Below are 23,566 nucleotides of genomic sequence, written 5' to 3'. Positions count from 1 at the left end.
ATAATGCGTAAAACCAAAATTGTTTGTACTATCGGTCCTTCCAGCGAGTCCTTGGAGAATACGAAGAAGTTGATTCTGGCAGGCATGAACGTCGCTCGCCTTAACTTCTCGCATGGTGACTTTGATGAGCACGGCAACCGGATCAAGAACATTCGTCAAGCTTGCGAAGAAATGAACAAGACAGTTGCGATTCTTCTTGATACGAAAGGCCCGGAAATCCGTACAGGAAAATTGGCAGTGGAGCCAATCGACCTCGTACAAGATGAATATGTGACATTAACGACGGAAGAAATTCTTGGAGACAAAGATCGCATCTCGGTTACATATAATGAGTTGCCGCAGGATGTGGAAGTCGGTTCGACTATTCTTATCGATGATGGTCTCATTGGACTGACAGTCGTTGACGTTCAAGGCACGGAAATCAAGTGTAAGATTGTTAACGGTGGTACAATTAAGAGCCGTAAAGGCGTTAACGTGCCAGGCGTCAAAATCTCGCTTCCGGGCATTACTGAAAAAGATGCAAATGACATCATTTTCGGTATCGAACAAGGGGTTGATTTCATTGCTGCCTCTTTCGTGCGTAAAGCAAGCGACGTTATGGAAATCCGCAATTTGTTGGACAAGCATAACGCGAAACATATCCAAATCATTTCGAAGATTGAGAACCAAGAAGGCGTAGACAACTTGGATGAAATCTTGGAAGCTTCTGACGGCTTGATGGTTGCCCGCGGTGACCTTGGTGTCGAGATTCCTGCGGAAGAAGTGCCACTTGTACAGAAGAGAATGATTGAAAAATGCAATACCGTAGGCAAACCAGTTATTACAGCGACGCAAATGCTTGATTCCATGCAACGCAATCCTCGCCCTACACGCGCGGAAGCAAGTGACGTGGCGAACGCTATCTTCGACGGCACGGATGCAATCATGCTGTCCGGTGAAACGGCTGCAGGGAAATATCCGGTTGAATCCGTTCTGACGATGTCCCGCATCGCGGAAAAAGCGGAATCTGCATTGGAATATCGTGAAATATTAATTAAACAAAGCTTGAAACAACAAATGACGGTTACGGATGCAATCAGCCAAGCTGTAGCAAATACGGCGCTTGACTTGAATGCAAAGGCGATCATCAGCTCCACGCAAACCGGATATACGGCGCGCATGGTATCGAAATATCGTCCAAAAGCGCCAATCATTGCTGCGACTCCATCCGAGCAAGTGATGCGCGGATTATGCCTGACATGGGGTGTCGTGCCTGTGAAAGTGGAACAAGCTTCCTCCACGGACGAAATGTTCGACGTTGCGGTTTGCGGCGGCGTAAATACAGGCATCGTTTCCGAAGGAGACCTGGTTGTCATTACGGCTGGTGTCCCAACAAGCTGCGCGGGTTCGACGAACCTCGTGAAAGTGAGCCAAATCGGCAAAAGCTGCTCTTAAGACCGAGTTGATTATATAATAGAATGCAAAGCGACAGAAGCAATGGCGATATGCCATTGCTTCTGTTATTGTGAAAGCAGGTTATATGACATTAAGCACCATATTGTCTCGAACGAACACTAACGAACGGCAAGGACAATAGCGTGCCGCTAGACGCGGCCGCTCACCACTCTGAAGGCGCCGATATGAAGTTTTGTTGCGTTTGTGAGTTATGATACTTATAAGTTACAATAGGAGGTGCAGCGATGTCTCCAGCATCGTCTCCGTCTGCTGCTTGCTCTTGGTTCGGATTTCCGCTTCGCGTCCGTTATCAAGAGACAGACGGAATGAAAGTGGTCTTTCATGGAAATTATATCACTTGGTTTGAAGTGGGACGTACAGAATGGATACGAGCGTTAGGCTTGAGCTACCGAGAATTGGAGACACGGGGGCTGCTGCTTCCTGTCGTTGATTTGCAGGTTACCTTTAAGCGTCCAGCATTGTATGATGACATGATTATGGTATTTACCCGGCTGGAGCAGCGTTCAGCGTTGCGCATGACCTTCGCTTCGGTTGTATGTCGCGTAGGCGAAGCTGAAGCAGACATGGCCTTAGAGCAAGGCTGGCGAGCCGCGCCAATCGGTGAGCGGCTGGTAGAAGGGGCAACAACACTCGCCTGGCTGAATTCGAATTGGCGTCCGGTACGTATTGAACGTGAAGCGAAGGACATTTGGACGCTGCTTGAATCTGTTACGCATGACTGACTATGAAGTCACACCATGCATTCCCTGACATACTTGGCAGTAAGCAAGTGTGCAGATGACGAGAAGCTTAATTATGGGAAGGAGGGGACGCAGGATGAATCCAATCGTATGGATACTTATTGTACTTACGTTAATTCCCGCATTGGAAGTGTACGGTTTCGTCTTGGTCAGCAACTGGGTGGGCGGTTGGAACACATTTTTGCTTATTTTGCTGACGAGTGTAATCGGAGCGATTGTAGCCCGCTATGAAGCTGCCCAAGTGTGGGGTGAAGCCCAGAAGCAGTTGCAGTCCAGGCAAGTACCGGGACGCGCAGTCATTGATGGCTTATGCATTATGGCGGGGGGGATTATGCTCTTAACTCCGGGGTTCTTCACGGATGTCCTCGGTTTCACGCTCGTTTTCCCTCTAACCCGGCCATTATACAGGCACTATTTGTTGAAATGGATCGAGAAAAAAATGAAAGACGGCAATTTCATTTTTTTCCGCCGCTTCTAGGAGACGGTATTGCCATTGAAGCAAGGAGCAGCCTATGCACGGTCGTGAATAGGCTGCTTCAGTGTGGGAGGAGATACCTATGAACAGCACGATACATCTGAACTACCAACTGACCATTCGAGATTATATGGATTACCAGTTTCAATTTATTAAGAAGTCATTGCTCACGTTGGGGCTCATTTTGAACGTCGTACTTCTCGTCATATTGCTCGCCATAACCGGATTTCAGGCGGGGGTGAAGGAGTGGAAGTGGATGGTGCCCGTCATCATCGTGGTTAATGGTGCAGCTGGAGCACTATACTATATGTTGATGCGGGCGGTAACGGGCAAGTCGTTCGGCAAGGGTGCTTCCGCACATCAGTATGATATTCGACTCTCGGATGAAGGCATCCGTCTCCAGACACCTGCAACGGAAGGCAATTACGCGTGGAGCGAGGTATATAAAGTGGCAGAAAGCCGGAAGCGTTTCTTCATTTTCTTTGCAGAGAACACTGCGTTAATCATACCGAAGGACGAGCATGATTCTGCACTTCGTGCGCTATTTAAGGCACATGCTTAATGTTGCGTCGAAGCTAAAAAGGCGGATCACACTATGGATTGGATATTATTTCATTTTTTTCATATAGAAACACCTAGGCCTCCAACGCATATAAACCTATGATAGGAATGATGCTGGGAGGACAGAAATGGACAGCAAGTTAGACAGATTGGAACAGAAGCTGATTCTAATGCAAAAAAACAATAAAAATCAGAGCGAAATTACCGAGCTGATGAAGATTCTCCATACGTTGCGAGCGGAAAAGCTGGGAAAGACGGGTACATTGACCGAGGATACCGTTCCCATCGAACGAGCGGACACGGATCAGTAGCAGATGACCGCCATGATGAAGTTACCGAACAAATACCATTATGTTTTGGGTTTCTTGACAAGCTCAAAAAGCCGCCGAATTGCTCGGCGGCTTTCCTATTTTCCTCATCATTACCCTTCCAGCAGCAGCGTTTCCGGATCTTCAAGCAGTTCTTTTACCGTTCTTAAAAAGCTAACGGCTTCAGCTCCGTCGACGATACGATGGTCGTAGGAGAGGGCGATATACATCATCGGCCGGTTCACGGTCCGCTCTTCATCAATGGCGACTGGGCGCAGCTGTATTGTGTGCATGCCGAGAATACCGACTTGCGGTGAATTCAAAATCGGCGTGGACAGCAGCGATCCAAAGACACCGCCGTTCGTTATCGTGAACGTCCCGCCTTGCAGCTCGGACAGTGTCAGCGAGTTGGTGCGGGCTTTCTCCGCCAGCTCCCCGATCTGCTTCTCTATTTCAGCGAACCCGAGCCGATCTGCGTCCCGGACAACCGGTACGACCAAGCCTTCTTTGGCGGCAACGGCAATGCCGATGTCATAATATTTCTTCATGATGATGTCTTCACCATCAATTTCGGCGTTCAGCAGCGGATACGCTTTGAGCGCGCCGACGATCGCTTTCGTGAAGAATGACATGAAGCCAAGTCCTACGTCATGCTTCTCGCGGAACGTCGTTTTGCGCCGTTTTCGGATATCCATGATGGCCGACATGTCGACTTCGTTGAAGGTCGTCAGCATTGCGGCCGTCTGCTGTGCTTCCACGAGGCGCTTGGCAATGGTCTGGCGGCGCCGGGACATCCGAACTCGTTCGGCTGGCTTGGCTGCTGCATCTTGTACTCCGACGACTGGCACCGTTGGTGCTGACGCCTTAGGTGCTGCTGATGCAGGAGAACGCTTGTCTCCCGCTTCCTTCATCACCGTCTCCCCAGCCGCTGTATGCGCCTGCACGTCTTCCTCGCGGATACGTCCGACTGGATCTTGCGGACGGATATTCCGCAAGTCGATTCCTTGCTCTCTTGCCATCTTGCGGGCCGACGGCGTCGCATGATAGTCGCCCCGCTCCTCATTCGTGTCTACTGCATCAGCAGTGACTGCCGCTGTGCCGCCGCTCGTTGCGGAAGCGCTGCTGGATACCGCATTCACATCGGCACCCGCCGTCTTGCTATCGACAGAATTTTCATCTGCGGCTGGTGGGTTTCCGCCGCTTGCGGCTGACGATTGGGCACTGATAATTCCTATGATCTCGCCAACGGCTACATTTTCGCCTGCGTGCCGCGCGATACGTTCCACTATTCCGTCTTCCTCTGCGCTAATTTCAAGATTTACTTTGTCTGTTTCTAATTCTGCAAGAACATCGCCGAAATGAACCGTATCTCCTTCTTGAACGTGCCACTTGTGCAGTGTGCCTTCCGTAATGGATTCTCCCAATTCGGGTACTTTAATTTCCGCCACAACCGCTACCTCCCTGAGCATTCATGTATTCATCAGTATTATAGTACGTGTTCAAAAAGGCCATAGGGGTTTTTGAACAACCTATTATAGGGTATCAATAAGTTTCAATGCATTCGCAATCAGATTGCGCTGTTCAATATTGTGAACGTCCGCATATCCGCTCGCCGTGCTTGAACGCTCGGCGCGGCCGATATAACGAACCGGTATATTTCCTGAAGTCAACTCGCGGAGCCGCGGCTCCATGTAAGTCCAAGCGCCCATATTTTTCGGTTCTTCTTGAACCCAGACGATTTCCTTCAAGGCAGGAAGCCGCTGCAGCACAGCAGTAATGTCTTCGTCCGGGAACGGATAGAGCTGCTCGATGCGGACGATGTGGAGCCAATCCCATTTACGTTCTGGCTCTGCTTCGATTCCAGCCTGCAGGTCGAGTGTAACTTTGCCGCTGCACAGAATCAAGCGCTCCGTCTTCTTCGGCTTGCCGCCAAGCAGAGGTTCTTCCAATATCGGGCGGAAGCTGCCTTCCGTCAGGGATGAGGCTGGAGCCGCGCTGCGCGCATTCCGCAGCAAGCTCTTCGGTGTCATCAGCACTAACGGGCGCGCTTCGGTCGTTCTGCCGCTCGCCGCCTGCCGCCGGAGCAGATGGAAATATTGGGCGGCGCTGCTCAAATTGGCAACCGTCCAATTCCGCTCTGCACAAGACTGCAAGTAGCGCTCCAGCCGGGCGCTTGAATGTTCAGGACCCTGACCTTCGTATCCATGCGGCAATAGCATAACGAGATTGGAATACTGATGCCACTTAGCCAAGCCCGCGGAAATGAATTGGTCAAAGATGACTTGTGCCGCATTGGCGAAATCTCCGAACTGCGCTTCCCAGAGGACGAGCGTCTCGGGAGCGAACACATTGTATCCATATTCGAAGCCGAGCACGGACGCTTCTGAGAGCGGACTGTTATACACGCCGAACGACGCCTTCGCTTGTGGCAAGCGGTGCAGCGGACAGAACGTGTTCCCAGTCTTATAATCGTGCAGCACGAGGTGGCGATGTGCGAATGTGCCGCGCTCTGAGTCTTGGCCGCTTAAACGGATAGGCTGTCCGTCTTCCAGAATAGTAGCGAAGGCGAGTGCCTCCGCCAAGGCCCAATCGACCGTTCCGTCGTCGTTAAGCGCATCAACCCGGCGCTGAAGAATTCGTTCCAGCTTCGGATACACGTGGAAGCCTTCTGGAACCTCCAACAGCTGCCGATTGATATCTTGCAGCCGCTCCAATGGTACGGCAGTCATCTTGGAAGGCGCCGCGTCGGAACGCGGGAACGAATCGGAATGGTAATGATATGGCCGATCCGTCAGCGCTTTCATTCGGTCATAAGCTTGCTGCAGCGTCTCGTCGACTTGCCGCTTCATCGCTTCGATGCGGCTGTCATCCAACAGACCATTCCGCCGCAATGTCTCGGCATACCGCGTCGCTACGGTCGGATGCTTGGATACTTTCTCGTACACTAGTGACTGGGTCGCGGAAGGATCGTCCATCTCGTTGTGCCCGTGCCGGCGATAGCCGATCAGGTCGATTAGGAAATCCTTCTTGAACTGCTCTCGATATTCGGCTGCCATGCGGATCGCCGCGAGGCAGGCTTCCGGATCGTCTGCATTTACATGCACGATCGGAATCTCAAAGCCTTTGGCCAGGTCGCTCGCGTAGAGTGTGGAACGGGAATCGTGACTGTCCGTCGTGAACCCAATGCGGTTGTTGACGATGATATGCACCGTTCCACCGTTCTGGTACCCTCTAAGCTTGTTGAAGTTGAGCGTCTCCGATACGATGCCTTCACCTGGGAAGGCGGCATCCCCATGAATTAGCACGGCCGCTGCCCGGCCCGCATTTTGTTCCGGATAGCCTGGCTGGCTGCGGTCATCCTGTGCAGCGCGTGTGAAGCCTTCTACGACCGGATTCACGAATTCCAGATGGCTCGGATTGTTCGCGAGCGTAATCGTGGTACGGATGCGATCGCCGTCTTCCAGCGCGCGGTCAGCGCCAAGGTGATATTTGACGTCCCCCGTCCAGCCGTAGTTAATTCCCATCGACCCTTCCGAAGGGAAGAGATCTTTGTTCGGCGAATGGTGGAACTCCGAGAAAATGCTGCCATATGGCTTGCCCAGTACGTGGGCCAAAACATTCAAACGTCCACGATGGGCCATGCCCATTAAAATATGTGCTGCGCCTCCACGCGCAAATACTTGAACAATTTCGTCCAGCATCGGAACGAGGACGTCCGTGCCTTCGATTGAGAATCGTTTCTGGCCTACGAAGGTGCGGTGGAGAAAGGTTTCGAACTGCTCTACTTCAATGAGTCGCTTCAATAGAGCGCTTCGCGCTTCGTCGGTCATCGGCGGTGGAACGAGGCCAGAACTGACCTTTTGTCTGAGCCACAGCCGTTCGCCCAGATCGTGAACATGGCTGAATTCAAAAGCGATGGATTGGGTGTACAGCTCGCGCAAGCGCTGCACTGCGTCCCATGCACTTTCTATTTCATCCGGCGCTTCCTCCCATACAAGGGAAGCCGGTAAGGAACGCAATTCGTCCGCAGTTAACCCGAACGTCTCCGGTTCGAAGCGGCGGGTGTCAGGCTGCGCATTCACTCCGAGCGGATCAAGATCCGCAGCCAGGTGTCCATAGGCGCGAATACTCTCCGCGATTCGTACAGCGGATACCGCTTGCTGGAGCCGTTGTACATCCGTAACCAAGCTAGGTTCCACCGTCGTTGCCGTTCCGGCAGTAGTGCCGCTCGTACCGGGCGGAGCACCGTAACGAGCGAATAGGTCGCGATAATGGGCGTCTACGGAAGCGGGATCCACCGCATAGCGCTCATACTGCTCTTGAATGTAACCCAGATTGGGGCCGTAATACGATTTCCAAACCCCTCCCGAGTGCGTAACATCAGCCGACATGCAATATGACCTCCTAACGGATTCATGCGAGAAATGGGTTGTTTCTCCATTTATAACCCAAAATCTTCATGTCTAATTGTGAACTCCTTCGACAAATATTGCAACTGATATTACAAATTTTTGTTCAAAAGGGCATGAATGCGATTTAAGTAGTTGGAACAAAGGTTTGTTAATGGATGATAGAACATTTTATGTATATAAATGGGTGTTAAATCATTGCTGTGAAAACCTAATATTGGAATTATTGAGAATGTGGCGGAGTTGAATTAGGATGCCGTTCACATCTCGTTCATACATCATTCATACATCATTCATACATGTCATATGTGAATTAAGGATGAGCCGTAAAAGCTGGCCTCCTTTTACTATATAAGTTGAACTATATTGTTGTCCAAGGTGAAGGAGAGCCCATTTACAGTAAAATATGCCGATCGGGCGGATTAAAGGCATGTGGACTGAATTTTGTGCAGTGGATCGGGCTTCTTTTCAGCATCGCTGCGGAAACCGTGTCAAAACACGGTGTGAATTCCAATGAAACCTACCGTAAAGAGGCATGCGCTGCTGTTTCGCTGTACAAAGTCCAATGCAGGATGAGGCAAGTGGGAGACAGCCCGTCCTTCAGTCTATCTTTTTTAGTTCAAATAGAAGATGGCTGGATGACAATGGTACAGACGCGGCTATGAGGCTCCATGCAGATGCGGATCCAGCGGACGCACATGAAAAAACCTCCTTCCTGCCGCATGCAGCGGATCGAAAGGAGGAGGATTCCATAATTATATCGCTTCTCGTGTGGCCGGCCGGAGCACGGTGGAGCCGATGCCAAGCAGGACGACGCCGAACAGGAGCAGGACTATGACATGCAGCGCGATAGCTGACCAAGAACCGCCAGCAGCCAACTGTTCCATCGCATCCAGCACCCAACGCTGCGGTACGAAGTACGAAATCTTTTGCATGCTGTCGTTCATGAATTCAACTGGCCAGTAGCAGCCGCTTATCATGCAGGTCGGTACCACAAGGAAAAAATTCACTCGGGAAAAGTGCTCTGAATTTCCGATGATAGAGCCTAGCATGCAAGCCATCCCCATACCAGCGATCAGGAACAGCTCCAGAAGCACCCATTGCTGAAGCAGTGTCATTGACATGTCGATGCCAATCAGATAACGGGTGATAAGCAGAACGACGGCAATTTGCATCGTGCCGAAGGCGATGCCGCCCAAGAATTGACCTAGAGCGATATGGTAGGCGCGCACCGGTGCGGCATAGGTTCGCATCATCGTGTAGTTTTGCTTGTCTTCCAGCATGATGGAGACGGCGTTCATCAAGGACATGAGCATGAACATCAAGAGCATTCCCATGCTCATGCGCAGCGTCGGCGACACATACAACTGAAAGTCGGTCGTTTCCGCGCGGACGTTCCCTTTTGATTTCTCAGTCAGGACATCAGCCGTTCGTGTCTCTAAGTCATTCCCCTGTAACCCGGACGCCTTCAGGGTATCCACGACACGCATCACATCCCGCATATGCTGTTCCAGCCGCATCTTGAGCGCGATATTCGCTTCATTCATGCCGAGTTGGATCTGTTCAATAACCGGATGCTCTCCCTGAAGCAGCATGTCGCCGTAGCGTTCTGGAAGGATGAATCCGGCGCTGGCTTTCTGATCGAACACGTTCTCGCGCAGTTCATTCGTGTTCGCAGCCTCCTTCAGCTCAAAGTCGTCTTTAAGCGAGTTGAGCAAATATTGAGCGAGCGGGGAATGGTCGCGGGAGACGACTTCAATCCGCTGCGGCCCTTGCTCGCCGATATGAAGGAGCAGCATGAATGCGGATACGATGATGGCCGGCAGCAGAAACGTGACAATTAGCGAGCGTTTTTGCGAGAGCATCCGCTTCAGAAACCATTGTGCAATCCATAGACTAGGCATAGTTGACCACCTTTCGGAATGACCAGACGGCAAGGAGGAACAATACGCCCGCAATCCCCGCAAGCGGAAGCACATAGTGAAGCGTATCGCTCCATCCCCCGTTCATCATGATGCGGAGCATGCTCTGCATCGCCCAATGGGATAGGGTGAACGGGCCGACGGTTGCCTGAACTTCGCTAATCGGAAAAAATCCGCCGCTTATTGCCGTCATTGTAATGACCAAAAATTGAAACAATCCTTTGATGGATTTTTCTTCTCGGACATAGGCGATGATTACCGACCCGAGCGCCATGGAACTCACGATGAGAAGCAAGCATACGATGACGAGCGCTCCGATGTCGCGGCCCCAGTCTACGCCGAACAGCCAGTGGCTGAGCGCAATCATGAATATGGCCTGGCAGACCGCGATGAGCGATTGCCCGATCAATTTGCCTGACATGTAGCTGTACGGGCGGACAGGAGCGGCCATAATCCGGTGGAAGGTATAGTTCTGCCGGTCGGCCAGGATAGAAATGGCAAGAGACATGCCCGTATACAGCGTATACATGACGAGGATGGATACGGAATAATACTGCATCGCTGTCGGATTGGGCTGATCCTGCATCGGATTTACTTCGACGATTGCAGCCTCATTCTGCTGTTCTCCCGCACTGCCTTGCATTAACGTTCCAGCTGCCGGCGGGATTCCGTTCTTGGCAGCGCTGCTGCCTGTATGTTCGGCCGTCAGAGCGAGCGCCTGCTGTGTGTTGACAATGTCCAGATAGGCGCCGAATACGGATTTGGCAGCAAGATTATTGGCGTAATCATTGCCCATGATCATTTCCCACGATGCTTGACGTCCGTTCAGCACATCGTCAGAGAACGTGGAAGGGATGATGAGCCCGAAGCCGAGCTTGCCATCACGAATGAGGTGGATAACCTCCTCGCGGTCGGCGTATGCTATAGGCTCAATCCATTGGCGAACGTCATCTGCTGTGAGAAATTGTGCGAACGCTTGCGCTAGCACTCCTTGGTCTTGCTGCACGATACCGGCCTTGAACGGTTCTGGATCACGGGATTCTACCTTGAATTTGCCGGATCCCGATAAGGAAGAGCCGAGCAGAAAGATAAGCAGCAGCGGAACGATGAACGTCACGACCAAAATGGAGATCATCTGCAACTGTCTGCGCAATTCATTGACTGCAATATTCCACATCATGTTCTCGTTCCTCCTAATCCCGCAATTGGCGTCCGGTCAACGACATGAACAGCGTCTCCAGATTCGGTTCTTCCCGTTCGAATGATTGTACCAAAATACGGTGTTTGGACAGGATGAATAAAATATCTTGCAGGCTTCCACCCGCAGAGGGAAGCAAGATTTGCAGGGCGTTCTCCTGCAATGACGCCTGCTTGATGCGCGGATGCTCCAGCAGTTCGCCAATGGCGGCATCGACTTCACTGTCGGGCGACAGACTGATTGTAACCGTTAGTTTGTCGTCCTGACCGATGTCTTCCTTCAGCTGATGCTGCGTGCCGCAGGCGATAAGCCGGCCCTGGTTCATAATGCCGACTTTGGTAGAAATCGCTTCGACTTCTTCCATGTAGTGGCTAGTGTAAATGATGGTGGACCCTGCCTCATTCAGCTGTTTTACAGATTCTAAAATGTGATTGCGCGAATGCGGGTCGATGCCTACAGTCGGTTCATCCATAATGATGAGCCGCGGGCGATGCGCAATCGCACACGCAATGTTCAGGCGCCGTTTCATTCCGCCGGAGAACGCTGCCGGTTTGTCTTTCCGCCGATCGGACAGGCCGACCAGCTCGAGCGCTTCATCGACGCCGGCTTCCAGCGCCTTGCCGCGAAGACCGTAGAGCTTGGCGAAGAAGACGATGTTGTCGCGTGCGGACATCTGCTCATAAATCGCCAGATCCTGCGGCACGAGTCCGATGCGCCGCTTGACCTCAAGCGGATTGTGCTTGACGGAGATGCCATCGACGGAGATGTCCCCGCCACTTATCGGCAGCATTCCAGTTAGCATATGAATGGTCGTGCTCTTGCCTGCTCCATTCGGTCCGAGCAGCCCGAAGATTTCGCCTTCCTCTATCGCTAAATTCAAGTGGTCCACGACGGCTTTGCCGTTATATTTTTTGACCACATTCCGAATCTGTACCATGTTCATTCGGAACCCCCTCCCTTACGCTTCAATCGATATCCCTATTATAAAGCGGCTTGCCGGCACGCCACAGGTAGAATACGTCACCTCTTGCACATGACTTTCGTCATGTTTTACAATTTCGTGCCGGAAAAAATTGCGCGCTAAAAACGGTGCGGCAGTATGCTATAATGTGTCTCGTGAAATGGAGATTGATTAAAGCGGGTGTTGACCTATGCTGCATCAAGTAAAGATTGGATTGCGCTACGGATTGCTAGTCATTCCCGTTCTGGCTTCAGTATATGTGGAGTCTTACTCCTCTTATGGGATATATACGTTGTGTGCGCTTCTGTTACTGGCTTGGGGAGAGCTGCGCAATTTCGCGCAGAAGGAATATCTCGCTTGGACCTTTTTCGTCGTTGAAATCGGATACCTTACCTGGTTCGGCCACCACTATGCGGGACTGCTGTTCCTTGCTTTCGGTTCCACAGTTGCGTCCCATCCGGTTCAATGGTCCGATCGGAAGCATGCAGTTGCTCTGGCGCTTGCGATGTGTGGGTTGAACGTCTCTCTGGCCGGGCGGCCGTGGGAATGGGTGCTGATGGGCAATATTGTCGTGATCACGATCGGCGTGCTCATGCTTGGCATCTATGCTAGCGAGAGGGCGCATCGAGGAATGGAACGCCTCAACGATGACTTGCGGCAGCAAGCGTACGAACTGAATGAGGCGCGGATGGAGATGATGCAATACGCGCGCAGGGTGGAGCATGCCGCCCAAGCGGAAGAGCGCAACCGTATCGCGCACGATCTGCACGACGAGCTGGGCCATAAGCTAATCCGCTTGAAGCTGATGATGGATGCGGCCGAGCAGGTGAAAGCCGTGGATTCGGATCGGGCCTTCGGGCTATACGATTCGGTGCGGGAACAGCTGACTGCCAGCATGGAGCTGCTGAGGATGACGGTCCGGCGGATGAAGCCCTCTGAGGGGGACGTCAGGACGTATTCGCTGGAACGGCTTGTCCGGGAGGCGGAGAGTGGTGGAGTGCTGCGGGTTCGCCATCAGGTCAACGGTATTCCGTATGCGTTGTACCCGAGTATCGAAGTCGTCATCTATCAAAATGCGCAGGAAGCGATTACGAATGCGCTCCGGCACGGGGGGGCGACGGAAGTCGATATTTATGTTTCTTATCATCCGGAGGAAGTCGTGCTTCAGGTGGGCAACAACGGCTCCAAGCCGGAGCTGCCGTTGGAACGTGGCATCGGACTGAGAGGGATGGAGGAGCGGACGAACATGATCGGCGGGCGTGTGGAATGGACAGCCGAGCCGCACTTCACGGTAAGCACCGTCATTCCGGCGGCGGCGAAGAACGTCAGCCGCTCTTCGTCCCGCTGATGTGCGGCTGCGCCGTGCGCATACATAGAGAGCAGATTGAAGCTGTGAAGAAAGGATGCTGCGCAATGATTTCAGTATTGATTGCAGATGATGATGCTTTTATTCGGGAAAGCTTGAAGCTTATCGTCGGCATGCACCCCGATATCGACGTTGTCGGGACATGCGGGAACGGCAAGGAAGCAGAGCGTGCGGTTGCAGAGCTCGGCGCAGATGTCGTCCTGATGGATATGCGCATGCCGGAATGCGACGGGGTAGAGGGGACGAGGCGCATCAAGGAGCGTTATCCCGACGTGAAGGTGCTCATTCTAACGACGTTCGACGATGACGAATATATCGTGGAAGCGATGCGTTGCGGGGCTAGCGGTTATTTGCTGAAAAACAATGCCCCCGAACGGATCGTCGAGGGCATACGGACCGTACACGCTGGATCGGTGCTGATGGATCCCGATGTGGCGCGCAAGCTGGCTCAGCTTCTCCAGGCGCCGTCCCATGCGAAGAAGCCTGAATCGATGTGGTCGGACTATGCGTTGACTGTGACGGAGCAGACGATTACTGAGCGGGTGGCCGACGGGATGTCGAACAAGGAGATTGCGGCTGCGCTTCATCTGAGCGAGGGCACCGTGAAGAACTATATTTCCGATATTTTGTCGAAGCTCAGTCTTCGGGATCGCACGCAGCTCGCCATTTTCTACTGGAAGCAGCAATAACAATGCTAACGTCGTTGCAGTCACTTGCAGCGGCGTTTTTCGGATTCAAGCAGCCACCCGCTCAACGCCTGCCGGTCAATATGTAATTGCGCAAATCCCGAAACACGTAGGCGCGGTTCATTGCGGATACCAGCACCAGTGTGACTGGACCGATGATAAGCCCGAGCACCCCGAACAATTTCAAGCCTACAAACATGGCCACAAGCGTAATCAGAGGATCCAGGCCGACACTGGATGCGAGCACCTTCGGCTCCATGATTTGCCTTGCGACTAGCACGATGGAATACAGCACGGCCAGACCTATTCCAAGCGACGAGCTTCCTGCCGCAAAGCTGTAGATAATCCACGGCACCATAACGGCGCCCACTCCAAAATACGGAAGCAAATCGACCAGCCCGATGAGCAGCCCGATCGTAACCGCATACTCGACATGCAGCACGATTAGCCCGATAATGACGACCAGGGCCGTAATGGAGATAAGGAGGAACTGCGCACGTAAATAGCCGAACAGCGCGTGCTTCAAATCCTGCCATACGTTGCGGGTCGGCTTGCGGACTTGTTCCGGCACCGTCCGGGTGAACGTGTGTGTCCACCGCAGCCAATCCTTGCTAATAAAAAACGCCGCGAGCATAACGATGATGGAGATGGTCGCTACGTTCGGCAAGCTGGAGAGCAAGCGGACGATGCCATCGAGGAACAGTGTGATGAGATTCGTGATCGCTGTCGTAATCGTCTGCGCGGTGTTGGATAGATTGCTGTTAATGGAACCTTGTATATTCGGATTGTCTTTATAGAGTGAACTGATGGAATGAATGAACTGCTGCACGTCCTCATTTTCAACCAACTGAACGAATAAATCCCGCCACACATTGAGGAAATATTCGAGTGTCATGGACAGATTATATATCTCTTTCACAATTCGGGTAATAACTGCGGCCGCCACCGTCAGCATTGCCAAGATGAATATCGTTAATGATATGGTGACGCTGAGCCACCTGGGAAACTTGAACTGCAGGGACATCCACTGCACGACGGGATTGAGCACAAGCGCAATCGCCCACGCGATCAGAAACGGATAGAGCAAAGGGAGCAGCATCCAGCTTGCGAACAACACGACTGCCGTGACAAGCAGCACCCAACCGCCACGCCAAATTCGTTTTATTATTAATTGATTCACGAGCCACCTCCTTATGCGTAAGCAACTGCAACCGATTGCGGATTACCCTGTTATGAGCTTGCGTTCATTTGGACGAACCCCTTTTATATATAGCTATGCACAATGTCACAAAACCTGTTCTTTTTCCTATCACAAAAAAACCTTTATGACAGTGATAAAGCATTTCTATCCAAATATTGCACTGAAACCGTTCACAATTCCGACAATATCCTTTATGATCGAGGAAGAATACACTGCCGATTTACAGCGCAGTAAATATGCACCAGGTGAAGACAGAGAAAAGAGAAAGTTGGGATGTTATAGGTTAGATATGCAAAGGAGAGAGGACAGATGACAGCGACGAAAGGTTTGGAAGGCATTGTTGCAACGACTTCTTCCATTAGTTCGATTATCGATGGCGTGTTGACCTATCGTGGTTACAATATCGACGATTTAGCTGAATACGCAACGTTTGAAGAAGTTGTGTATTTATTGTGGTTTGGAAATTTGCCGAATCAAGACAAATTATCGGAGTTGCGCGAGCGGCTTGATGAATATGCCGCAATACCTTCTGCCGTGATTGATCAAATGAAGTTGTATCCATCGAACGCCAATACGATGGCTGTTCTCCGTTCTGCGATTTCCGCATTGGCTTTGTATGACGTAACGGCAAATGACATGAGCCGTGAAGCGAATGTGGATAAAGCTATCAAGTTGCAAGCTCAACTCCCTACCATTATTGCTGCCTTCGCGCGTATTCGTGAAGGGAAGGAGCCTATTTCACCGAAGGCGGGACACTCCATCGCCTATAATTTTTTGTACATGCTGAACGGCGAGGAACCTGAAAATAGTGCCGTTGTAGCCATGGACAAAGCACTCGTGCTTCATGCCGATCATGAGCTGAACGCTTCGACATTCGCCGCACGGGTGACGGTGGCTACGCTGTCCGACATGTATTCGGGCGTCGTATCGGCTGTCGGCGCGCTCAAGGGGCCATTGCACGGAGGCGCCAATGAGGCGGTTATGCAAATGCTCGAAGAGATCGGCTCATTGAACCGGGTCGAAGACTACATTCAGCATAAGCTCGACGACAAAGAGAAAATTATGGGATTTGGACACCGCGTATACAAGAACGGCGACCCGCGCGCGAAGCACCTGCAGAAGATGTCGCGTGAACTCGGCAATATGAACGGGAACCTCGAATTGTACGAAATGTCCACCCGTATTGAAGAACTGGTAACTGGACAGAAAGGCTTGAAGCCGAACGTGGACTTCTACTCTGCGTCGGTATATACCATGTTGGGTATTCCGCGCGATCTGTTTACGCCAATCTTCGCCATTAGCCGCGTGTCCGGCTGGACGGCGCACATATTGGAACAGTATGAGAACAACCGCATTATTCGTCCGCGTGCCGAATATACGGGGCCTTTAAGCCAATTGTTCATCCCGATTCAGGAGCGTTAAGACGGTTTATGCTTGGATGAGATGAACATATCGCGATAACTTAGGTTGTCTTTATAAAAGGCGGGTTGCTACAATAAGGATTGTAGCTCCCGTCAGCTGTTGTATATTGCCATCAGGCTCATGGGAATTAACTTTAAGAGGATGTTCAAAATGTGCCCTTTTGATCACGTAGTGTGACCGTAAGCAGATTCGACATCGAATCTTGCATTCACCCTCGAAGAGCTTATGCTTCCGTTGTATGTTTCCTGCGGACACATTTCAGGCGCTCATGTAGTCTTGCCTACACTGCGCTCCTCCTTCTTCAGGTTATGCAACCTTCTCGGTGCTGAAAAGTTCACTTTTTGAACACGCAATTTAAGGAGGAACGTTCATGCTTCAATTGGAGAAATTCGAATTACCGACCGAAGGCGAGAAAATTACGATTCAGGGAGACAAGCTTCAAGTTCCCAACCATCCGATTATCCCATTCATTGAAGGGGACGGAACAGGAAGAGACATTTGGCGCGCTTCCAAACGTGTTCTGGATGCGGCGGTAGAGAAAGCGTATAAGGGTGAGCGCAAGCTCGCTTGGTATGAAGTCTTTGCCGGCGAGAAGGCGTTTAATGCATACGGCGAATGGTTGCCGAACGATACGTTAGAGGCGATTCGCGAATATATTGTTGCGATTAAAGGTCCATTGACAACGCCAATAGGCGGCGGCATCCGCTCGCTTAACGTTGCTCTTCGTCAAGAGCTTGATTTATACGTTTGCTTGCGTCCGGTCCGTTATTTCGACGGCGTGCCTTCGCCGGTGAAGCGTCCGGAGCTCGTCGATATGGTTATTTTCCGCGAGAACACGGAAGATATCTATGCGGGTATCGAATACGCGTCCGGTTCGGAAGAAGTGAAGAAAGTCATTGAATTCCTGCAGCAGGAAATGGGCGTGAAGAAGATCCGCTTCCCGGAAACATCCGGTATTGGTATTAAGCCGGTATCCTCCGACGGATCCAAGCGTCTGGCACGTGCAGCCATCGAATACGCTATCGAACATAAACGCAAGAGCGTGACGCTCGTGCATAAAGGCAACATTATGAAATATACCGAGGGCGCGTTCAAAAATTGGGGCTACGAAGTTGCGGAACAAGAGTTCGCTGAACAAACATTCACGTGGGGGCAATATGACCGCATTAAGGAAAGTGATGGCGTAGAAGCGGCTAATAAAGCGCAGTCCGAAGCGGAAGCGGCCGGCAAAATCATCGTTAAAGATGCTATTGCCGATATCGCGCTGCAGCAAGTATTAACCCGTCCGAAGGATTTCGACGTCATCGCGACGCTGAACTTGAACGGCGACTACTTGTCCGATGCGCTGGCTGCCCAAGTAGGGGGCATCGGTATCGCACCGGGCGCCAATATCAACTACGTAACCGGCCATGCGATTTTCGAAGCGACGCATGGTACAGCACCGAAATATGCCGACCTGGATGTCGTTAACCCGGGTTCGGTCATTTTGTCCGGCGTTATGCTGCTTGAACATCTTGGCTGGAATGAAGCAGCCGACCTGATTTACAAAGGAATGGAAACCGCCATCAACAACAAGACTGTAACTTATGATTTCGCGCGGCTCATGGAAGATGCGACTGAAGTGAAATGCTCTCAATTTGCTGACCAAATTATAAATCATATGAATTAGGGGGTCGAATCACAATGGCCATTCGACGCAATAAGATTACAGTCGTGGGTGCGGGCTTCACAGGCGCCACAACCGCTTTAATGTTGGCTCAGAAAGAACTTGGTGATGTCGTATTAGTTGACATACCCCAGTTGGAGAATCCGACGAAGGGGAAAGCGCTCGACATGCTCGAGGCAAGTCCGGTTCAAGGCTTCGACAGCCAAATTACCGGGACGTCTAACTATGAAGATACGCAAGATTCCGATATTGTCATTATTACCGCAGGAGTTGCGCGCAAGCCGGGCATGAGCCGGGATGACTTGGTGAACACCAATGCCGGTATTGTGAAGTCGGTATGCGAGAATGTAAAGAAATATTGCCCGAATGCCTATGTGATTATTTTGAGCAACCCAGTTGATGCCATGACGTATGCGGCTTTCCAAACGCTCGGTTTCCCTAAAAACCGCGTCATTGGCCAATCCGGGGTGCTGGATACGGCTCGTTACTGCACGTTTATTGCGCAAGAGCTGAACGTATCCGTCGAAGACGTGCGCGGCGTCGTATTGGGCGGCCATGGCGACGATATGGTGCCGCTCGTTCGCTATAGCAATGTCGGCGGCGTTCCAATTGAGAAGCTGATTCCGCAAGAGCGCATCGAAGCGATTGTGCAGCGCACGCGTGTCGGCGGCGGCGAGATCGTCAATCTGCTCGGCAATGGCAGCGCCTATTACGCGCCTGCGGCATCGCTCGTGCAGATGGCGGAAGCCATCTTGAAGGATAAGAAGCGCATTCTGCCAGTCATTGCATACCTTGAAGGCGAATACGGCTATGATCGGCTGTTCATGGGCGTGTTGGCCGTGCTCGGCGGAGACGGAATCGAACAGGTTATTGAAGTGGATTTGACGGCAGACGAAAAGGCTGCACTGGATAAATCGGCTGAGTCGGTTCGCAATGTCATTCAAGTTGTATCTGGATAATTTTTATTCAATGTGTGATATATATCATTGTAAAGTTCAAAGAGATGCCATTTTTCATGGCATCTCTTCTTTGTTTTTGGAGGGGGGATTTAGTATAATAGAGAACGGTAAGATACATAACATGACTATGGAGGGAATGTATACTTATGTACAGTGCCTTTAACCTTTTACACATTTTAGGAGCCGTCTTTATGGGCTTCTATGCGATTGTCCCTTTTATCGTTGGCAAGATGAAGACTGTATCGGGACCTGGACAGGAAGGATTGCTTGTCGGAATTGTGACGGCGAACCGCATCGCGCAGTATTTCTTGATCGTTCAGTTCATTACCGGCGGCTATTTAATGAGCAAGGCACCCTATAGTGTGCTGTGGATGGTGCTGACGACAGTCGTCTTCTTGGCGATTGCGGCATTCAGCGGCATAATGGGCAAGCAATTGAAAGCAGCGCTCCAAGCGGTAAAGTCCGGACAGGCGGATCAAGCGGCAGCCGGCAAGATCAGCACCTTCAGCTTCTTGATTTTCGTGCTGTTCATTGTGATGATTTTGCTGATGGTATTCAGCTACCAGTTTATTACGAGATAACGATGAATTATAGAAGAGCCTTGCTCAGGTGAATGTGCCTGAGCAAGGCTCTTTACGTTCTAGTGCCGTTCAGCTTTCTAATTTCCTGGCAAGGCTGGCACTAAGGAGCAACACGCTGATTGCAGCAGATACGATGGCGAGGACATACATTCCTGCGGTCGTAGCGGTGCAGCAAAGAATCAGTCCCAGCATAGCCATTACCGCAAGCACAGCAGGACGGACTTCCACTTTCTTGTCACTTTGCCTTCTCTCCTTCTGTCATTCACCATCTGCCCATCGGCAGCTTATTTCTTCCCGGCCTGCTGCTTCATTTTGGCCGCCTCCCGCGCCTGCTGAAGGGCCGTATTGCCTTCGGTCTCGATGGCGGCAACGGCTTCCTCCGCAGATTTCCCGTTCTCGACCATCGCCTTCAATTCCTTAATGAGCAGGTTGGAGAAGGCCATGCGGAAGCCGTTCGGGACGTTCACGTTCGAGCCGCCCCATATGGACCCGCCCGAAGCCTTCGGCCGCAGCATATAGAAGGGCTCCATACTTTTGCCGTCCATCTCTTTCATGTAGTCAACCCTTGTCGGCAGTTGGCCCCGGAAGGAACGGGAAGCGGCCTTCGCCATTTCCGGACCGTTCACGAACTTCACGAATTCCCATGCCGCCCGTTTGTTCTGAGAATCGGCCGCGATCGCATAGATGGAGTCCAAAACCGTAAAGGAAGATTCCTCCGGCGCAGCCGTATCGACGGGAGCCGTAACGAATTCCCAATTGATTTCTTTGATGTCGCTATCATACTTCGGACGGTTCCGAAGATCGCTCATGAGCCAGGCCGATCCGAACATCATCGCGACTTTGCCTTTGAAGAACTGCTCGCTCTGCAAAAAATACATCGTACCTTCTTTTTCCGGCTCCAGAGAAGCCGTATAGACCGCTTTGCCGCGAATCGCGTTGGCTGTCAGCTCCATCGCATTCTTCCAACCATCCGTCTTGAACGTGACCTTCTCCCCCTTCGCGTCCAACAATCGCAACGACGAGCTGCTTGCCACATTAAAAAGCATGCCGTCGGCTTGGCCAAGTTCATCAGACAAACCATAAATCTGATCGTCCCCGGAACCGAGGCCCGAGAATCGGCTCGACAATTCGAGCAGTTCTTTCCAGCTCATCTTATTGCGCGGCGGTTCAATATGATGTTCTCGGAACAGATCGGCGTTATAATAGACGACCGAGGCATTAAAGTACGGAGCCAAGCCGTATAGCGAGCCGCCGCCGCGTTCCCGAAGCATATCGATGAGCCCGGGCATATATCCGTCAAGATCGAATTTCTCCTGTTCGATCACCGGATCCAGATTGTACAGCTTGCCTTCCTGCGCCAGCCTCTCGAAGCTGTCCGAACCGGTCATAATGACATCCGGCTTGTGTTTCCCAATAAATTTGAGATATTCTTCCTCATAGGTCGTTCCATTTTCTTGCATATCTTGGTATATTTGATCCGTGTTGATGACCTCGAATTCAATATTGGGATACTTCACATTGAAATTGTTTCCATAATCGCTATAAAAGCTGCCCTCGTCATAATAGAGCACTTTAATTTTCCCCTTGCCCTCTTGACCCAGCTCTTCAAGCGCGGGCTTCTCGGCAAAGCAGCCCCCCAGCAAAGAAATTACAGTAAGCAGCAGTATGGCAACCTTCCATTTCTTTCTCAATCCGTTCTCCTCCTTTTCGTTACAAAAAGCAAGTATATCGGCCGTTCCCGGACTCTTCAACCAGATAAAGGAAAAGTTAAGCGAATAGATAAGTGAATGTTAAGAATATTAAGAAAACTCCATTCATTCTAGAGCTCCCTTGGGGTGTCTCTATCTGCCGAAGAAAAGACCGCCGACTTGTGTCAGCGGCCTCGGATCCAGCCTTCACCATTTTTACTTCTTCGCGCCGTTCTCCTGCGCTTTCTCCCGCGCCTTCTCTGCCTCCGCCTTCTCTCTCTCCCGCTCTTGCTTGAGGATAACGTTGCTTTCTGCGTCGATTTTGGCAACGGCGGCTTCGGCCGGTTTATTGTTCTCGATCATGTCTCTCAGTTCCTGCTTAATCAGGTTCGCGAAGTGCCAGTAGAAGCCCGGCGGAATCTTCACGTTCGGTCCGCCCCATACCGTCCCGCTCGATGCCTTCGGTCTCAGCATAAAGAAAGGCTCCAGGCTTTTGCCGTCCAGCTCTTTCATGTACTCCCCTCTTGTCGGCAGCTCGTCCCGCAAGTCCCGCAAGGAACGGGAAGCGGCCTTCGCCCTCTCCGGACCGTTCACGTACTTCACGAATTCCCAGGCGGCCCGCTTGTTCGGGGAATCGGCCAGGATAGCGAATTCGTCCTGAAGAGACACATACTGTGATTCATCCGGATTCCCCGGATCGACAGGCGCGGTCACGATGCCCCAATCAATTGGCGCTGCTTCTTTATCATATTTCGGATACTCCCTAAGCTCGTGCATGAACCAGGGCGATCCGAGCACCATTGCGACCTTGCCTTTGAAGAAATTCTCGCTCTGTACAACCTCAACCTCACCATAGCGGAATCGCGATTCCAACAGCGTCGAAAAAACCGCTTTGCCACGTATCGCGTTGGCTGTCAGCTCCATCGCTTCCTTCCAACCGTCCGTATTGAACGCGATTTTCTCTCCCTTCGCATCAAACAGCCGCAACGACAAGCTGCCGGCCACATCAAAAAAAATGCTGTCGGCTCGGCCGTATTGACCAACCAAACCGTAGATCGGATCTTCTTCGGAACCGGATTCCGCAAAACGGCCCGCCAGTGCAATCAGCTCCTTCCAGCTCATCTTGTTGCGCGGCAGTTCAATATGCTGCTCCCGGAACAGATCGGCGTTATAGAAGACGACTGAGGTCGAAAAGTACGGCGCCAGGCCATATAGCGAGCCGCCCCCGCGTTCCCGCAGCAAATCGACGAACCCGGGCAAATATCCGCCAAGATCGAACTTCTCCTGTTCGATAATCGCCTCTAAATTATACAGTTTTCCTTCCTGTGCCAGCTTCTCGAAGCTGTCGGAATCGGTAATAATGACATCCGGCTTATGTTTTTCCACAAATTTCGCATATTCTTCCTCGTAGGTCGTGCCGTTTTCCTGCATTTCCCGGCGAATTGGAGCGGTGCTCACAACCTCCAACTCAATATTGGGGTACTTCAAATGAAATGGGTTGCCAAATTCCTTAAAAAAACTGTCCTCGTCATAATAGAGCACTTTCATTTTCCCCTTGCCCTCCGGCCCCAGCTCTTCGAGCATCGGTTTCTCGGCGAAGCAGCCCCCCAGCAAAGAAATCACGGCAAGCAGCAGTATGGCAGCCTTCCATTTCTGTCTCAATTCTTTCTCCTCCCTTTCGTTCCAGACCAAGTATAACGGCCGTTCCCGGACTCTTCAATCAGATAAAGGAAAAGTTAAGAGAGAGTATCAGTAAATCTTAAGAATTACGAAGGAAGTGATAAGAAGACCGCTGACTTGTGCCAACGGCCGTTTGGTTGTGGTACCGACATTTATGGAAACTATATAAGTTGAACAAAAGAATTAGAGGATTATGGTAAGGAATTTCAACCCTGCATGTCGAATAAAGAAGGAAATAGAAGAAGATAGGCAGGAAAAGAACATGGAAAACACAACGAAGCTTGAAGA

20 protein-coding genes are annotated in these 23,566 nt (G+C 51.4%); 12 read left to right on the top strand and 8 right to left on the bottom strand.

Translation table 11 applies throughout. From position 1 onward, the window contains the following. Positions 1-3 precede the first annotated feature (3 nt). From pyk to M3650_RS04590, 5 genes are all read left to right on the top strand, one after another. Positions 4-1,434: a pyruvate kinase gene (gene pyk, locus M3650_RS04610; RefSeq protein ID WP_251572815.1), complete on the top strand. Its 1,431-nt coding sequence runs from the start codon at positions 4-6 to the stop codon at positions 1,432-1,434. 245 nt (positions 1,435-1,679) lie between these two features. After that, complete coding sequence (locus M3650_RS04605; RefSeq protein WP_251572813.1) at positions 1,680-2,177, top strand: acyl-CoA thioesterase; 498 nt, start codon at positions 1,680-1,682, stop codon at positions 2,175-2,177. A 94-nt stretch (positions 2,178-2,271) separates the two neighbouring features. Continuing rightward, complete coding sequence (locus tag M3650_RS04600; protein ID WP_019422775.1) at positions 2,272-2,673, top strand: FxsA family protein; 402 nt, start codon at positions 2,272-2,274, stop codon at positions 2,671-2,673. A gap of 79 nt (positions 2,674-2,752) precedes the next feature. Beyond that, a complete protein-coding gene (locus tag M3650_RS04595; RefSeq protein WP_251572811.1) occupies positions 2,753-3,232 on the top strand; it encodes a YcxB family protein in 480 nt (159 codons plus the stop codon). A 127-nt stretch (positions 3,233-3,359) separates the two neighbouring features. Further along, positions 3,360-3,542, top strand: coding sequence for a hypothetical protein (locus M3650_RS04590; RefSeq protein WP_019422777.1), 183 nt, complete (start codon positions 3,360-3,362; stop codon positions 3,540-3,542). Positions 3,543-3,652: 110 nt separating this feature from the next. Here M3650_RS04590 and odhB read toward each other — a convergent pair whose 3' ends face one another. The 5 genes from odhB to M3650_RS04565 form a co-directional block, all read right to left on the bottom strand. Then, on the bottom strand, positions 3,653-4,987 hold the full coding sequence (gene odhB / locus M3650_RS04585) for a 2-oxoglutarate dehydrogenase complex dihydrolipoyllysine-residue succinyltransferase (protein ID WP_251572809.1): 1,335 nt from the start codon (positions 4,985-4,987) through the stop codon (positions 3,653-3,655). 84 nt (positions 4,988-5,071) lie between these two features. Then, positions 5,072-7,930 (bottom strand): 2-oxoglutarate dehydrogenase E1 component, encoded by a 2,859-nt coding sequence (locus M3650_RS04580; RefSeq protein WP_251572807.1) that lies wholly within the window; start codon positions 7,928-7,930, stop codon positions 5,072-5,074. 773 nt (positions 7,931-8,703) lie between these two features. After that, a complete protein-coding gene (locus M3650_RS04575) occupies positions 8,704-9,852 on the bottom strand; it encodes an ABC transporter permease (protein WP_251572805.1) in 1,149 nt (382 codons plus the stop codon). Then, entirely contained in the window at positions 9,845-11,050 is a 1,206-nt protein-coding gene (locus M3650_RS04570; RefSeq protein WP_251572803.1) for an ABC transporter permease, read from the bottom strand. The genes M3650_RS04575 and M3650_RS04570 overlap by 8 nt, the downstream gene beginning before the upstream one ends. Before the next feature lie 13 nt (positions 11,051-11,063). Next, entirely contained in the window at positions 11,064-12,011 is a 948-nt protein-coding gene (locus M3650_RS04565; protein ID WP_251572800.1) for an ABC transporter ATP-binding protein, read from the bottom strand. Between the two features lie 208 nt (positions 12,012-12,219). Between M3650_RS04565 and M3650_RS04560 the strand changes: the two genes are divergently transcribed. Then, positions 12,220-13,377, top strand: a complete 1,158-nt coding sequence (locus M3650_RS04560) for a sensor histidine kinase (RefSeq protein WP_251572798.1) — start codon at positions 12,220-12,222, stop codon at positions 13,375-13,377. Between the two features lie 65 nt (positions 13,378-13,442). Next, on the top strand, positions 13,443-14,084 hold the full coding sequence (locus M3650_RS04555; RefSeq protein WP_251573265.1) for a response regulator transcription factor: 642 nt from the start codon (positions 13,443-13,445) through the stop codon (positions 14,082-14,084). 61 nt (positions 14,085-14,145) lie between these two features. On the opposite strand, the gene ytvI is transcribed toward M3650_RS04555, so the two are convergent. Further along, the gene (gene ytvI, locus M3650_RS04550) at positions 14,146-15,261 is read right to left on the bottom strand and encodes a sporulation integral membrane protein YtvI (protein WP_251572796.1); all 1,116 of its coding nucleotides are present in this window, start codon (positions 15,259-15,261) and stop codon (positions 14,146-14,148) included. Positions 15,262-15,274: 13 nt separating this feature from the next. Here ytvI and M3650_RS04545 point away from each other — a divergent pair, with 13 nt between their 5' ends. The 5 genes from M3650_RS04545 to M3650_RS04525 all read left to right on the top strand — a co-directional run bounded on the left by M3650_RS04545 (position 15,275) and on the right by M3650_RS04525 (position 19,910). Beyond that, positions 15,275-15,595 carry a hypothetical protein gene (locus M3650_RS04545; protein ID WP_251572794.1) on the top strand — a complete coding sequence of 107 codons (321 nt, stop codon included), beginning with the start codon at positions 15,275-15,277 and terminating at the stop codon, positions 15,593-15,595. Further along, positions 15,592-16,704 carry a citrate synthase gene (gene citZ, locus M3650_RS04540; RefSeq protein ID WP_019422787.1) on the top strand — a complete coding sequence of 371 codons (1,113 nt, stop codon included), beginning with the start codon at positions 15,592-15,594 and terminating at the stop codon, positions 16,702-16,704. Before M3650_RS04545 ends, citZ begins: the two co-directional genes overlap by 4 nt. 370 nt (positions 16,705-17,074) lie before the next feature. After that, a complete protein-coding gene (gene icd, locus M3650_RS04535; protein ID WP_251572792.1) occupies positions 17,075-18,373 on the top strand; it encodes an NADP-dependent isocitrate dehydrogenase in 1,299 nt (432 codons plus the stop codon). Between the two features lie 14 nt (positions 18,374-18,387). After that, positions 18,388-19,329: a malate dehydrogenase gene (gene mdh, locus M3650_RS04530; RefSeq protein WP_019422789.1), complete on the top strand. Its 942-nt coding sequence runs from the start codon at positions 18,388-18,390 to the stop codon at positions 19,327-19,329. A gap of 191 nt (positions 19,330-19,520) precedes the next feature. Beyond that, on the top strand, positions 19,521-19,910 hold the full coding sequence (locus M3650_RS04525) for a hypothetical protein (RefSeq protein ID WP_251572791.1): 390 nt from the start codon (positions 19,521-19,523) through the stop codon (positions 19,908-19,910). A gap of 284 nt (positions 19,911-20,194) precedes the next feature. On the opposite strand, the gene M3650_RS04520 is transcribed toward M3650_RS04525, so the two are convergent. Together M3650_RS04520 and M3650_RS04515 are read right to left on the bottom strand one after the other, a co-directional pair. Next, positions 20,195-21,601: an ABC transporter substrate-binding protein gene (locus M3650_RS04520; protein WP_251572789.1), complete on the bottom strand. Its 1,407-nt coding sequence runs from the start codon at positions 21,599-21,601 to the stop codon at positions 20,195-20,197. A gap of 213 nt (positions 21,602-21,814) precedes the next feature. Next, positions 21,815-23,260 carry an ABC transporter substrate-binding protein gene (locus M3650_RS04515; RefSeq protein ID WP_251572786.1) on the bottom strand — a complete coding sequence of 482 codons (1,446 nt, stop codon included), beginning with the start codon at positions 23,258-23,260 and terminating at the stop codon, positions 21,815-21,817. Positions 23,261-23,566: the final 306 nt, after the last annotated feature.

The sequence above is a fragment of the Paenibacillus sp. MER TA 81-3 genome (assembly GCF_023713585.1).
In the GTDB taxonomy this organism is placed as follows: Bacteria; Bacillota; Bacilli; order Paenibacillales; family Paenibacillaceae; genus Paenibacillus_B; species Paenibacillus_B profundus.
Note: the sequence above shows the minus strand (reverse complement) of the source record. Positions and strands in the feature narration are given on the sequence as shown.

What these genes read in the sequence shown, in the direction of transcription:
- pyk (WP_251572815.1), top strand. Translation starts at nt 4, where the DNA reads ATGCGTAAAACCAAAATTGTTTGTACTATCGGTCCTTCCAGCGAGTCC.
- M3650_RS04605 (WP_251572813.1), top strand. Translation starts at nt 1,680, where the DNA reads ATGTCTCCAGCATCGTCTCCGTCTGCTGCTTGCTCTTGGTTCGGATTT.
- M3650_RS04600 (WP_019422775.1), top strand. Translation starts at nt 2,272, where the DNA reads ATGAATCCAATCGTATGGATACTTATTGTACTTACGTTAATTCCCGCA.
- M3650_RS04595 (WP_251572811.1), top strand. Translation starts at nt 2,753, where the DNA reads ATGAACAGCACGATACATCTGAACTACCAACTGACCATTCGAGATTAT.
- M3650_RS04590 (WP_019422777.1), top strand. Translation starts at nt 3,360, where the DNA reads ATGGACAGCAAGTTAGACAGATTGGAACAGAAGCTGATTCTAATGCAA.
- M3650_RS04580 (WP_251572807.1), bottom strand. Translation starts at nt 7,930, where the DNA reads ATGTCGGCTGATGTTACGCACTCGGGAGGGGTTTGGAAATCGTATTAC.
- M3650_RS04575 (WP_251572805.1), bottom strand. Translation starts at nt 9,852, where the DNA reads ATGCCTAGTCTATGGATTGCACAATGGTTTCTGAAGCGGATGCTCTCG.
- M3650_RS04570 (WP_251572803.1), bottom strand. Translation starts at nt 11,050, where the DNA reads ATGATGTGGAATATTGCAGTCAATGAATTGCGCAGACAGTTGCAGATG.
- M3650_RS04565 (WP_251572800.1), bottom strand. Translation starts at nt 12,011, where the DNA reads ATGAACATGGTACAGATTCGGAATGTGGTCAAAAAATATAACGGCAAA.
- M3650_RS04560 (WP_251572798.1), top strand. Translation starts at nt 12,220, where the DNA reads ATGCTGCATCAAGTAAAGATTGGATTGCGCTACGGATTGCTAGTCATT.
- M3650_RS04555 (WP_251573265.1), top strand. Translation starts at nt 13,443, where the DNA reads ATGATTTCAGTATTGATTGCAGATGATGATGCTTTTATTCGGGAAAGC.
- M3650_RS04545 (WP_251572794.1), top strand. Translation starts at nt 15,275, where the DNA reads ATGCGTAAGCAACTGCAACCGATTGCGGATTACCCTGTTATGAGCTTG.
- citZ (WP_019422787.1), top strand. Translation starts at nt 15,592, where the DNA reads ATGACAGCGACGAAAGGTTTGGAAGGCATTGTTGCAACGACTTCTTCC.
- icd (WP_251572792.1), top strand. Translation starts at nt 17,075, where the DNA reads ATGCTTCAATTGGAGAAATTCGAATTACCGACCGAAGGCGAGAAAATT.
- mdh (WP_019422789.1), top strand. Translation starts at nt 18,388, where the DNA reads ATGGCCATTCGACGCAATAAGATTACAGTCGTGGGTGCGGGCTTCACA.
- M3650_RS04525 (WP_251572791.1), top strand. Translation starts at nt 19,521, where the DNA reads ATGGGCTTCTATGCGATTGTCCCTTTTATCGTTGGCAAGATGAAGACT.